Source organism: Chryseobacterium sp. StRB126 (assembly GCF_000829375.1).
Classification (GTDB): domain Bacteria; phylum Bacteroidota; class Bacteroidia; order Flavobacteriales; family Weeksellaceae; genus Chryseobacterium.
In genome coordinates, this window is the sequence record NZ_AP014624.1 from 4,486,169 (window position 1) to 4,500,198 (window position 14,030).

9 protein-coding genes are annotated in these 14,030 nt (G+C 35.3%); 6 read left to right on the forward strand and 3 right to left on the reverse strand.

Translation table 11 applies throughout. From position 1 onward, the window contains the following. Positions 1 to 372: 372 nt before the first annotated feature. Positions 373 to 2,715: an outer membrane beta-barrel family protein gene (locus tag CHSO_RS20250; RefSeq protein ID WP_052480672.1), complete on the reverse strand. Its 2,343-nt coding sequence runs from the start codon at positions 2,713 to 2,715 to the stop codon at positions 373 to 375. Positions 2,716 to 3,019: 304 nt separating this feature from the next. Here CHSO_RS20250 and CHSO_RS20255 point away from each other — a divergent pair, with 304 nt between their 5' ends. Both CHSO_RS20255 and CHSO_RS20260 read left to right on the forward strand, forming a co-directional pair. After that, positions 3,020 to 3,856: an FN3 associated domain-containing protein gene (locus CHSO_RS20255; RefSeq protein WP_045500152.1), complete on the forward strand. Its 837-nt coding sequence runs from the start codon at positions 3,020 to 3,022 to the stop codon at positions 3,854 to 3,856. Between the two features lie 14 nt (positions 3,857 to 3,870). Further along, entirely contained in the window at positions 3,871 to 4,647 is a 777-nt protein-coding gene (locus CHSO_RS20260; RefSeq protein ID WP_144428996.1) for a hypothetical protein, read from the forward strand. A 51-nt stretch (positions 4,648 to 4,698) separates the two neighbouring features. Here the strand turns inward: CHSO_RS20260 and CHSO_RS20265 are convergent, their stop codons facing one another. Both CHSO_RS20265 and CHSO_RS20270 read right to left on the reverse strand, forming a co-directional pair. Beyond that, positions 4,699 to 5,421, reverse strand: coding sequence for a phytanoyl-CoA dioxygenase family protein (locus tag CHSO_RS20265; protein ID WP_045500157.1), 723 nt, complete (start codon positions 5,419 to 5,421; stop codon positions 4,699 to 4,701). A 3-nt stretch (positions 5,422 to 5,424) separates the two neighbouring features. Next, entirely contained in the window at positions 5,425 to 6,675 is a 1,251-nt protein-coding gene (locus CHSO_RS20270) for a dicarboxylate/amino acid:cation symporter (protein ID WP_045500160.1), read from the reverse strand. A gap of 220 nt (positions 6,676 to 6,895) precedes the next feature. Between CHSO_RS20270 and CHSO_RS20275 the strand changes: the two genes are divergently transcribed. From CHSO_RS20275 to CHSO_RS20295, 4 genes are all read left to right on the forward strand, one after another. After that, positions 6,896 to 7,384, forward strand: a complete 489-nt coding sequence (locus tag CHSO_RS20275) for a BON domain-containing protein (protein ID WP_045500163.1) — start codon at positions 6,896 to 6,898, stop codon at positions 7,382 to 7,384. Positions 7,385 to 7,394: 10 nt separating this feature from the next. Beyond that, entirely contained in the window at positions 7,395 to 7,814 is a 420-nt protein-coding gene (locus CHSO_RS20280; protein WP_045500166.1) for an SH3 domain-containing protein, read from the forward strand. A 76-nt stretch (positions 7,815 to 7,890) separates the two neighbouring features. Further along, positions 7,891 to 10,599 carry a TonB-dependent receptor gene (locus CHSO_RS20285; protein WP_045500169.1) on the forward strand — a complete coding sequence of 903 codons (2,709 nt, stop codon included), beginning with the start codon at positions 7,891 to 7,893 and terminating at the stop codon, positions 10,597 to 10,599. Between the two features lie 391 nt (positions 10,600 to 10,990). Further along, positions 10,991 to 12,850 carry a CocE/NonD family hydrolase gene (locus tag CHSO_RS20295; protein ID WP_045500175.1) on the forward strand — a complete coding sequence of 620 codons (1,860 nt, stop codon included), beginning with the start codon at positions 10,991 to 10,993 and terminating at the stop codon, positions 12,848 to 12,850. The last annotated feature ends 1,180 nt before the right edge of the window (positions 12,851 to 14,030 follow it).

A 14,030-nucleotide genomic window follows, 5' to 3' on the forward strand; every position in this document is an offset into this window, starting at 1 on the left:
AAATGTTCTATTCTACCGTCTGCATTTATATTTTTAAACGCAAAGATTAATTTGAATGAAATAATTTTAGCAAGCAAAGAGAGCGACTGTGTCGCTTATGAAGCTATGTGATTATGCCTCCGCTTAAAAAGAGGCTGTCTCAAAAGTCAAATAATTTGGCTTTTGTCATTCTGACGAAGGAAGAATCTCATTGTTGGTCAGTTGTTTGAGATTCTTCATTACATTTCATTTCATTTAGAATGACACTTTTGAGACAGCCTCCATTCTTTACTCCCCTAAGAATATAATATAAGAAACTAAACCTTTGCGTTAAATTTAAATTGAACCAATACAGCCATTATACTATTATTCATTAACTTTCAGCGTCCCGCCTTAATTTGCTCTGTTTTTCTCATCAAAATTGACATTACGGTTCGCCCCTTTTACCTTTTTATTCCCGAATGTATAGGTTGCAGACACAGTAAGCCTTCTGGCATCGTAATAGTTATTAAAATAATGAGACCCTGTAGTATAAAATATTTCTCCCTTACTTCTTGATTGTTTGAAAATATCTGAAACAATAACATTAACCTGCAGATTTTTATCCATCAGATTCATCTTTACTCCAGCCGTAAAGTTTCCTACAAAATCCCAACGTATATTTCCTGAATTGGAGGGCAGGCGAAACCAGTAGTTGGCAATAAGCTGAAACGTTTTTTTGCTATTGAGTGATATATTATTCTGAATATCAAAATCATAACCATATCCTTTTTTAGACGAAGCATCAGTAGTGAAAACGCCCATATCCGTATAAGATAAGTCTGCAGAGTAATTGGCCTCCCAACGTTTGAAAAAGGTGTCCGAATAATTTATGGTAGCTCCTATGCTGTTCTGGTGATAATAATTGAAAAAAGTACTGGTTCTGCTCTCTCCGGATAGACTAGCCAATTGGCCAAATCCGTCTAATGTTCTCTGGAAATACAATGTAGTTGATAATTTCCCTTTATACACATGAGAAAATTCAAAATTATGATTGATAGATGGCTGTAAAAACGGATTTCCTGTGAAATAAGAATTTACATTGATATACCAGCGATAAGGATTGATGGCACGAAATCCGGGTCTGTTGATCCTTTTGGAATAATTAACACTGAAGGTATTACTCTCATTGCTTTTGTACATCACATACGCGGTTGGGAAAAATTTTCCGTAAGAACTTTCCGACTGCTGACCAGAGGTTAATGAATTTCCATTAACCGTAGAATATTCATAACGAAGGCCTGCTTTTGCAGACCACTTTTCGCTAAATGATTTTTCAAGGCTGAAATAAACAGCATAATTTTTCTCATTGTATTTAAACTCATTACTCTTCAAAGCATCGGTCACATAGTTTCCGTTTTCAAAATTCTGATAAAAAATACTGGAATTATTATCAAAATTAGTAAACTTCACTCCTGCTTCTGTTTTGGCAAACTCATAAGGTAAAGTAAGGTCTGCCTGTCCGGAATAGATCTTGTAATCCACCACCGATGGTGATCTTACAATAAATTGATCTCCGGAATTTTCTATCGTTGTAAAATCAATAGTAGTCTTGGGAAGGTTAGAAAAATAGTTTCCTGTAATACTTAACTTATTGTCCTGTTTCCCAAACTTTACATCATAATAAGCACTTATGGTCTGTTGTATGGATTTTCCTCTATGTTCTGCATAAGTAGACAAGGTGTTGGTATAATGGTCATTCTGAAAATAATCCGAAGTATTTTCAATATCCATATTGGAATGTCCAAATCCGTAATCATAAATAAAACCTACGTTGGATTTCTTTCCTAGCTGATAATCAACACTCAGATTCGCTCCAAGCCCATCTCCAAAATCTCTTCTGTCATCATGACTTTTAAGCCCCTCTATTCCTGTCATTCTATAATTTTCAAAGGAATGCTTTTCAGATTTGCTTTGTCTTAATTTTAAAGAAGAACGAAGTTTTTCATTCTGGTAATTGAGGGTTGCACTGTTGGAAAACCCAGAATAAGTCTGCTGCTGAAAACTCGTCGTAAGACTTCCGCTCCAGCCAAGATTCTGATTTTTCTTCAGGACAATATTGATAAGCCCGCTATTTCCTTGAGCTTCATATTTTGAAGGTGGAGACGTAATGACCTCAATTTTTTCGATGTTCTCAGATCTTAAACTCTTAAGATAAGTAACAAGTTCTGTGGAAGAAAGATTGAGTATCCTGTCATTAATCATCACCGATACTCCACTTTTTCCAGCAATAGAAACCCCGGCATTTTCATCTACTTTTACTAATGGTGTTGTGGCGAGTGCCTCTGCTCCATCCATTCCCTGTGAAGCCACAGAATTAGCAACATTAAAGATTAATCTGTCAGCCTTTCTTTCAATCAGTTTTTTTCTGGCAGTGAGCGTTACTCCCTCAATCTGCTTTTCTTTTTTCTCCTCAATGAAAAAATCCTGTTTTACATCACCCTGTACGGTAACATCTGTAGCAGACGCTTCCGTTCCATCCTGTATCAGTTTAATATTGTAATTCCCGTTCTCAGAAAGTTTCAGTGAGTAATTGCCTTTTTCATCCGAAATAGCAGTTTGTTTTTTCTGATCCTTTACAGCGATCACTTCAACATAGGAAACAGCCTTTCCTTTTTGAGAAATTTTCCCTGTCATCGTTTGAGAAAAAAGAGCTGCCGGTAACAGAATAACTGCTGAAAGTAAAATCTTCTTCATGTAATTTGATAATCATGGTTTTATATAAGACAAGCAACAGCTGAGTTTTATTACATTTGAAAAGAAAGGAAGATGGAGGCTGGAAGATAGGAGTTATTGAAGCCAGCAAACAAATAGTATTTTTTTAACCAGATTTCGAAACTTGTAAATTCATCTATAACCAATTCGTTACAACTTCTCCATAACCTGACAGTACTTCCAGTCCCCCTCTTCCTGCTTCCAGCCCAATTCAATCCCTAATTTTATTTTCACAAATCACCATTTGGTACTGTACTTGATTTAATCTCATCTTATATTATCAAACATGAAAAAAGGACTTCTTGTATTGTCTTTACTGATGCTCCAGATTATGGATGCTCAAAATTATTCTCAAGATATAAATGCTGCTAGAGGAACCGAAGACCATGCATCCACTGCTCAGGAAGCTATTGCTCCTCCGGTTATTAAAGCAGACAGAATCTTTGATTTTTTTACCAAAGTTGAAATCACTCCCCAAAATCCAAATGATAAAATCTACTATATGACGCTGGATACCGGTGATGCCAACAAAAAAAAGAAATTCACTGTTTACAAAAAGTCTTTCACCATCAGTAGAACAACACAGGTTCAGGCATATGCACAAAGAAAAGGAGACAAAAGCTCAGTAATCACGGCAAACTTCAACAGAAGACCTAATTATTGGGAGATCACAACTCTTTCAAAAGTCAATCCTCAATATACGGCTACCGGAAAATTTGCATTAATTGATGGAATCAAAGGTGATATAGACTGGAAAAAAGGAGACTGGCAGGGATATTTGGGGCAGAATTTTGAAACAGTCATTGATTTTCAGTCGCCTTTGCAAATCACTCAAATCTCCTCTACTTTTCTTCAGGACTACAAATTATTGATCCTGATGCCTAAAAAAGTGGAATATTATGCTTCAATGAACGCTAAAGACTATTTTCTGTTAGATACCATCGATAATGACATTGATCCTAAAGATGAAAAAGTTCAGACCAAAGATTTTACTACTGAAATTCTTCCTACCGAAGCCAGATATCTTAAAGTAAAAGCTTATTATTCCGGAAAACTTCCCGGTTGGCATCAGAAAAAAGGTGGTGAAACGTATATCTTTGTGGATGAAATTTCTGTAAAATAAAAACTATTATATCAATGAAAAAATTATCATTATTTCTCTTTCTATTATTAGGTATTTTAAAAGTAGCTGCTTGTAGCTGTGTCATGAATAATTTAGCTCAAAATTACTTAGAAGCTAATGTTGTAGGGGTTATAAAAATTCTGAAAGTATATGATGAAAATACCCAACAAAGAACCTATAAAGCTGATGTGGAGTTTGAAAAAGTATACAAAGGGACAAAATTCACCACTTTAAATGTGAGGGGATTAATTGGAAAATCATCTTCAGCAGCCTGTGAAAAAGAGGTAAAACCTAATGAAAGATATTTGATTTTATTAAATGGATCTAACAACCAATACGGCATCTCATCCTGTTCTCCTATGTCCAGATTAAAAGATAAAGCTACCAAAGACGAGGATTCCCAACTTGAAACGTTAAGCAAGGTTTTTTCCTATTTAAATCAAAATAAATTCAGATTTAAAGGAGCTCAATTCGTTTATTACTACGATGAAAAACAAGGAGATAATCCTAAATCTGAACTCTCAAAAATCAGTAATTTCAATCCTAAACAACCTTTTGCGATATACAAAGTAACCTTAAATGACTCTTTTAAAATTAAAGGAATGTCGCCTGTTATAGCTTTTAGCAGCAAAGACAAAACAATTGAAGGAATTATGAAGAGAAACATAAGAGTTGAAACACCAATGTATAGAGATACTTCGAAGAAAAAAGAATATTTAATATTGCTTTTCTATAATAAACACAATATCAATATTCCAGACAAAGAAGTAATATCTGATCACTGGCAATAAAAAATAGCCTCTTCGTTTTTTGAAGAGGCTATTTTTTATTCTGAGAATATCTTAATTCATCCTTTCTGCCCATTGCAGAACTTCCGGAAGTTCCCTATCTGAAAACTCAATATGAATCACTCTTCTTTTCTTTCCATTGGTTGTTCTGTTTGAACCATGCAATGTAAGAGGTTTCATAAGCATCACTCCCCCTTTATTTACTTTACAGATTTCTTCAGTTTCTACTGTCCAGTCTATCATTTCTGGTCTGTAGATTCCTTTAGCATGAGATTGCGGAACAACTTTTAACGCTCCATTATTTTCATCCGTTTCATCCAGATGAATTCTGATCGTATAAATATTCTCCAAAATATCCAACGGTGGTTGTACAGCAAACTGATTTTGCTTTGTAGTCCAGGGGCCAAAACCTGATAATTCCAGTTTTTTATCTACAGAAATTGTCAGATCCTGATGATAGGCAACATACCAATTAGAGGTTTCCGGTTTATCAAAATAGATACTCTTTACTACAAAATACCGCTCACCAAAGATTTCATTGATAATTGTTCTGATATTGTCATTAAAGATGAGGTCTTTAATTTCCGGAACTTCTTTTAAAAACTGTCTGATGGCAAACAGGTCTTCAGACTTTCTGAAATTCTCTTTTGAGGTATCTATATTGTCCAGAACATAGATAATTTCAGCAACCTCTGCATCAGAGAATACTTCATTTATAACTGAAAAGCCATATTTTTCAATATGGCTTTTATAAGGTTCTAAGTTTATTAAACTCATTATTTAAATTTTATCTAAAGGCTCAGTTAATTGCCCTTCCCATTTTGATACTGCTGAAGTAGCCAATGTATTTCCTAATACGTTTGTCATACTTCTTCCCATGTCACAGAAGTGGTCAATCGGTAAGATTAAAGCAATTCCTTCCGGTGGAATACCAAACATTGAACAGGTTGCTACAATAATAACCAGGGAAGCTCTTGGAACACCTGCAATTCCTTTTGAAGTAAGCATCAATACCAAAAGCATGGTAATCTGTTGCCCAAGAGTCATTTCTACTCCATAGATCTGAGCAATAAAGATAGAAGCAAATGTCATATACATCATACTTCCATCCAGGTTAAAAGAATACCCTAAAGGCAGGATGAAAGAGACTACTCTACTGTTACATCCGAATTTTTCAAGTTCCTCCACCAATTTTGGAAATACCGCTTCTGAACTGGTTGTAGAGAATGCAATCAATAATGGTTCTTTAATTCTCTTCAATAAATCGAAAAGACGATTCCCCAGGATAAAGTATCCTACTAATAAAAGTACCAGCCAAAGAACTCCTATTGCAAAGAAGAAGTCTCTTAAATAGATGGCATATACTTTAAAAATTTCAAAACCATTGGTAGCTACTACCGCAGCAATTGATCCCAATACTCCCAGCGGGGCAAACCACATAATATATCCTACCATTTTAAGAATAGCATGGGCAATAATATCAAAAAGCTTTACTACTGGTTTAGAATATTCTTCTCCTAAATTAGCTAAAGCAACTCCAAACATAATGGCAAATACTACAATCTGTAATACTTCATTGGTAGCAAAGGCTTCAAATAAACTTTTAGGAATCATATGCTTTACAAAATCTTCTAAGGAAAAGCTTTTACTGCTTTTCAAAAGATCTTCTGCAGAAGCTGCATCCTGAATCGGTAGTTTGGTAACGTGTCCCGGTTCCAGCCAGTTCACAAGGATTAACCCGATAAAAAGAGAAATCAAAGAAGCGGAGATAAACCAAAGCATAGCCTTTGTTCCTACTCTTCCGATCATTTTGATATCACTCATTTTAGCAATTCCCACCACAAGTGTAGTAAAAACCAAAGGTGCAATAATCATCTGTACCAGCCTGATGAAAACCGTTCCCAATAATTTTATATTCTTGGAAAAAGGTTCTGCACTTTCCGGATACTGTACGTGTACAATTCCTCCAATTCCCACTCCCAGAAGAAGTGCGATGATAATTGCTATAAAAAGTTTATTCTGTCCTTTCATATATATAGTTCAATTTGCGCAAATATAATGGTTTTTGAATTGGCAGAATATTTTATTCTAATCATACTAAGGCCATATTAAGTTTTCGGAATATAAAAATTAAATCGCTGGTTCCGAAAATATTGTAAAAAATTTAAGAAACATTTATTGATTTTTTATTCTTTTGGTACAAATTTTATTATTACATTTGATTGTATAACAACATTAATAAATATACAATATGAAAAAAACTATCGCAATGGCTGCATTAGCTGTAGCTGTATCTTTCGGGGCAGTTTCTTGTAAGAAAAAAGTTTCTGATGCCGATCTTCAGACTCAGGCTACAACTGTGGTAACTTCTAATCCCAATGCTTCTGTTGAAGTAAAAGAAGGTGTGGCTCACTTAAGCGGAACTTTCGCAGATCAGGCGTCTAAAGATGCTATGATTGCACAATTAAAAGCAATTAAAGGAGTAAAAGACGTAATGGATATGTCTAAAGTAGAAGTAACTCCGGCTCCGGCACCTGTTGAAACTAAATCTGCTGTAGATCCTGCCATTCAGAAAAAAGTTCAGGATGCAGTAAAAGATTTCCCAACAGTAAAAGTAGAAGTTATTAATAACGAACTTACCCTTACAGGAAATGTTTCTAAAGAGCAGGCTAAAAAAATTAAGCAGTCTGTGGATGCTTTAAAAGTTGGTAAAGTTAAATTTAACTACACAGTAAAATAATTAAATTAAGATGAGTACATTACAAGATAAATATTCAAGCGTAGTTTCAGCAGCTCAGTCTGCTGGGATCTCAAACCTACAGGTTCAGGAACAGGACGGAATTTTATATGTTTCCGGAGATGCTTCCAATACAGCAGCAAAAGATGCAGTTTGGAATGCTTTAGGAGCTATTGATTCTACTTATTCTGCTTCAGATATCAATATCGATGTACAGGTTGCAGGTCTTGCTTCAGGTGCTTCTCTTACTGTAGCTACAGATGAGTCTAATCTGAACATTAGACAGGAGCCTTCTACTGAAGCTGCTGTAGTAGGAAAAGCTGCCAAAGGTTCTGCTGTAACTTTAATTGAGCAGACTTCTGACGACTGGTGGAAAGTAAAAACTGCTGACGGTCAGGAAGGATATGCGTATTCAAGATATTTAAGAGCATAAAAATATTTTTTGAAATATTCACAAGGAACATCCCTATATTGGGATGTTTTTTTATTTTTACGTTTTGGAACGCTCAATGAAGAAAATCTTATTATTCGTGTTTTTGGTATGCAACTTCCTGATTGCATATGGCCAAAGACTCCATATTGATGGAAAAGTATCTGATCCGGAAAAAAAGCCAGTAGAAAATGCGACCATCTATCTGCTGAAGGCAAAAGATTCCACCATAATCAATTATACAGCAACCAATAAAGAAGGTAAATTTTCATTACAAACTGATGAGGTAAAAGAATCTTCCTTTCTAAAAATTGATACCGAAAAGCTATCATATTCAAAAGCACTCGATAAAATTCTGCAGTCACTATCTCTTGGCGATATAACACTTGAAAAAAAGAAAGTTATTGACATTGATGAGGTGAAAATTACCGTTTCTCCGGTGAAAGTAAAAAATGACACCATAGAATTCAATGCTTCAGCTCTTAAAGTACGCCCAGACAGCCAGATTGATGAGCTTCTGAAACAAATTCCGGGAGTAGAAATAGGCAATGATGGGAAAATTACAGTCAATGGAAAAGCTGTAGACCAAATTATGGTCAATGGGAAACCTTTCTTCGATAAGGAAGGAAAGACTGCTCTACAAAATCTTCCAGCAGATATCATTAAAAATATTCAATTTACCACTACGAAGACTAAAGAGGAGGAACTTACCAAGAGAGCTCCAAAATCTCAAAATACCACGATTAATTTCAATATTGATGAGAAGAAAAACAAAGGTCTTATTTCAAAAATTCTAGCTGGATATGGTTCTGATAAACGGTATGAAGGAAATGTATTCTTAAATTATTTTAAAGGAGAGACCAAAATCAGTGTTTTGGCCTCCGCCAATAATATCAACTCCAAAAGCAGTTCAGGAGATCAGATTTTTGATACGATGGGACGAGGCAGCGCAGGTCAGCAAGGAGGTGGAATTCAAAAATTTAACAGCTTTGGTTTGAATTACAATGATAAACTTGGAAATGATGCCAACCTTGACAATCTCAGCCTCCAATATACAGATTCTAATAATGAGACCCGTTCCAAAGCCTCAAAGACTACACTTCTTCCAGATTCTACTCTAAAAACAGATTCTGAAAGCAGTAATGAGAATGAATCCAGACAATATAATTTCAACAGCTCTGTAGGAATAAAATTGGATTCACTGACCAATATTTACATTGCACCTTCATTTTCAAAATCAGAAACATTCGGTTCAGGGCAATCTGTATCTTCAACTTTAAAGGATGATAAACTTTTGAATGAAAGTAAAAATATTACTCACATCAATGGAGAATCTAATACTTTCAGCCCCAACATTAATTTTTTCAGGAACTTTAAGAAAAAGAACAGAGCGTTCATGGCCATGGTCAATACTTCTATTACAGAATCTGCTAATGAAAACATCAATCAGTCTCTAAATTCCTTTTATAAGGACTCCGGTATAACTACTGATAACCGTAATCAGCTGCAGAAGACCCGTTCCCAGGATAATAATTACAGCTTTATGGCCCGATATACAGAACCCATCTCAGATTCTGCAACAATTGGCATCACGCTGCAATACAACTCAAAATTAACCAGAGACATAAGGGATTTTAATGATTTTGATCCTGTTACAGGACAATATTCTCAGTATAACACCCGTCTTTCCAATAGTATGGATCAAAGAATGAATCAGTTTACGCCTGAGTTATCTTATTATCTTTACAAAAAGAAATTCGGTCTCTGGGCTACCGTCAATGCTGATATTTCAGACATGAATGTCAATTCAGTTTTTAACGGGCAGCTGTACAACCTTCAGAAAAATTTTGTCCTCCCCAAATATTCAACCAATTTCCGATATTCTTTTACAGACAAGCAGTCATTAATCTTATCCAACTCTTCCAGTTTCACCATTCCTGATCCCGGAAAATTGATTCCTTATAAGGATGAATCCAATCCTTTAATTACCAATACCGGAAACCCTGATCTTAAAAACACATGGATTAATGAAACTAATCTTACTTTCAACAGTTATGACATGGTTAAGAATTTAAATTACCATGTTACAGCTGGGTTTACCTATAGAAATAATGATGTTATCAATTATTCCAAATATGACAATTCCGGAAGACAGATCATCACCTACAGCAATATAAGCGGAAATAAGAATTTCAATTTCAATATTGGCTTGGCCAAAACATTTAAATGGAATGACCATAAATTGAGAATTGCTCCAAGGTTCAGTATGAATTATACGTATAATAATGGATTTATCAATGGGGAAGCATTTAAAAGCAGAGCCTACAACTTTAATCCGGGACTTAATCTGAATTATGAAATCAAAGATATATTTACCATAAAACCCTCTTATAGCCTTGGATATAGCTTTTCCGACTATACCAACTATAATGTCAACAGCGTAAATACCACTACCCAGTCTCTAAAGGTAGAACTAACAAATTATCTGTTCCAAAAAGCATTCTTCATTGGAAATGATTTTTCTTATAACACCAATTCAAATATTGCTCCCGGATTTAAAAAAGATTTCTATTTCTGGAATGCCAGTCTGGGATATTCATTCTACAAAAAACAGCTGACAGCAAAAATAAAGGTCTATGATGTATTGAATCAAAATCAAAGCGTAAAAAGAACCATTACCGATTCTTATTTTGAAGACCGTGAAGATCTGATCCTTAAACGATACATCATGTTTTCCCTTAGTATGAAGCTGAATAAATTTGCCGGTAAAAAACCGAAAAAGAAATAAACACCATCCTTTTATATACTTTAGTAAATGGCCGGAAATGATCCGGCTTTTTTATTGGTTAATTACAGGCTTTTTTAACCATAAAGTCACAAAAGGTTTTGAACACTTTAGTTATTTTAATGCAACTATTAGCTGTTTTAAAAGTACAGTTAAGTTTACTGAAAATCTCCGATTTTCACCAATATTCCAGTCGAAAGACTACACATTCCCCTCCAAGGCAGGGGTGTCAAGAATTCAAAGAATTTTTGAAGGGTGGCCCTATCTCTACATCAACCACAAATTCCACAATCAATAGTAAAAAATCAAAAACAAATGCACTTTTAAAGGAAGATTTATATAAGAAGATACCGTGAAAGTATTTTTATTTCTAAATTAGCCGCAAATTTTACTTATGAAAACCCATATTTCACTTGTGCTCATTCTTCTTTTCATTCTTGGAAAGGCTCAGAATACGGAACAAAAAGACAATTTCGTTAAAGATAATTTCACAAAGAAGGAATTTTATATTCCCATGCGTGATGGGGTGAAGCTTTTTACGGCTGTTTATATTCCCAAAGATATTTCAAACAAGAACAAATATCCGTTTCTGATGCAGAGAACCTGCTACAGCATTGCTCCTTATGGGGAAAATGAGTATAAAACCAAAGTGGGACCTAACACTTACCTGATGAAAGACAAATATATTTTTGTGTACCAGGACGTACGTGGAAGATATATGAGTGAGGGAACTTTCACCAATATGACTCCTCAGGTAGAACGTAAAACTAAAAAAGATGTTGACGAAAGTACAGATACTTACGATACCATCGACTGGCTTTTGAAAAACGTTAAAGATAATAATGGTAAGGTAGGCCAATTCGGAACTTCTTATCCCGGATTTTATACCGCGGTAGGAACATTAGCACAGCATCCGGCATTGGTTGCCTCTTCTCCACAAGCACCTATTTCTGATTTCTGGAACGATGATTTTCTTCACAACGGCAGATTTATGCTGGGCTATTTCAGAACATTTCCTGTTTTTGGAGTTCAGAAGACAAAACCTGAACAAAAAGCATGGTATATGGATTCTTTCATTAAACAAACCTCTGAAGATGGTTTAAAATTCTACAGAGATATGGGAACCTTAAAAGATGGCTATGAGAAGTACTATAAAGATAATTTTTTCATGACAGAAATTATGAATCATACCAATTATGATGAATTCTGGCAAAAAAGAGGCCTTCTTCCTCATCTGAAGAATATCAATCATGCCGTAATGACTGTAGGAGGCTGGTTTGATTCTGAAGATCTCGCAGGACCGTTAAATATCTACAAAACGATTGAGAAGACAAGTCCAAAGGCTAAAAACACCATCGTAATGGGACCTTTCTCTCATGGTGGATGGTCTCAGGAACAAGGAAAGCATTTCCACAGTGAAACTTATTTCGGAGACAGCATTGCCACATATTACCAGAAAAATGTAGAAACAAAATTCTTCAGTCATTATCTGAAAGGCAACACCAAAGAAGATGCAGGACTTCCTGAAGCTTTGATGTATGACACCGGAGCAAAACAATGGAAAGAATTTGCATCTTATCCGCCTAAGAACGCACAGAAAGTAAACTTCTATCTTTCTGATAAAACGTTAAAAAAGGCTGCAGGACAAGGATATTCAGAATATTATAGCGACCCGAACAATCCGGTTTTAAGTTCTGATCACTTAAAAGATTTTAATGGATTTACTCCTAAAAATTATATGTCGGAAGATCAGAGATTTGCTGTAGGAAGACCTGATGTATTGACGTTTACCACAGATGTACTGACAGAAGATATTACTTTCGCCGGAGAAATTATGGCCAAACTGAATATTTCCTCTTCTTCTACTGATGCTGACTTTGCGGTAAAACTGATTGATGTTTATCCTGAAGATTTCAAACCGGCAGAAAAGAAAGACGGTGTAATCTACGGAAACTACCACCAGATGGTAAGAAGTGAAATTATGCCTGCAAGATTCAGAAATACTAAAGAAAAAGGAGAAGCTTTGGTTCCTGAACAGAAAACAGCAGTTAACTTCAGACTTCAGGACGTAGTTCATACTTTCAAAAAAGGGCATAAAATCCAGATTCAGATCAGCAGTACGTGGTTCCCGCTTTTTGCGTTGAATCCTCAGAAATTTATGGATAATCCAAATTTTGCTTCCAAGGAAGACTACACCAAAGCCTTTATTAAATTGTACGGTGACAGTTCTATTGAAGCTGAAATCTTGAAATAAATTACAAACGCTGTTCATCTGAACAGCGTTTTTTGTTTTTGGCTATCTCCCTGATTAAGCCGATTTCGCTGATAATTGTTATAAAAGAATAATTTTATTTCCCACAGATGCCGCAGATATTCACAGATGATTGCGTTAGAATCTGCGTGATTTGCTCAATCTGTGAGAGCTTTTATCCGTCATATGATTGGATTGATTTCATAGGTAATTATTATAAAAAGCAACTTTATTTCCCACAGATGCCGCAGATATTCACAGATGATTGTGTTAGAATCTGCGTGATTTGCTCAATCTGTGAGAGCTTTTATCCGTCATATGATTGGATTGATTTCATAGGCAATTATTCTAAAAAGCAACTTTATTTCCCACAGATACCGCAGATATTCACAGATGATTGCGTTAGAATCTGCGTGATTTGCTCAGTCTGTGAGAGGTTTTATCCGTCATATGATTGGATTGATTTCATAGGTAATTATTATAAAAAGCAACTTTATTTCCCACAGATGCCGCAGATCTTCACAGATGATTGCGTTAGAATCTGTGTGATTTGCTCAATCTGTGAGAGGTTTTATCCGCCATACGATTGGATTGATTTCCTAGGTAATTATTCTAAAAAGCAACTTTATTTCCCACAGATACCGCAGATCTTCACAGATGATTGTGTTAGAATCTGCGTGATTTGCTCAGTCTGTGAGAGCTTTTATCCGTCATATGATTAGATTGATTTCATAGGTAATTATTCTAAAAAGCAACTTTATTTCCCACAGATGCCGCAGATCTTCACAGATGATTGCGTTAGAATCTGTGTGATTTGCTCAATCTGTGAGAGGTTTTATCCCCCATATGATTGGATTGATTTCATAGGCAATTATTCTAAAAAGCAACTTTATTTCCCACAGATCCCGCAGATATTCACAGATGATTGCGTTAGAATCTGCGTGATTTGCTCAGTCTGTGAGAGCTTTTATCCGTCATATGATTGGATTGATTTCATAGGTAATTATTATAAAAAGCAACTTTATTTCCCACAGATGCCGCAGATATTCACAGATGATTGCGTTAGAATCTGCGTGATTTGCTCAGTCTGTGAGAGCTTTTATCCGTCATATGATTGGATTGATTTCATAGGCAATTATTATAAAAAGCAACTTTATTTCCCACAGATCCCGCAGATATTCAC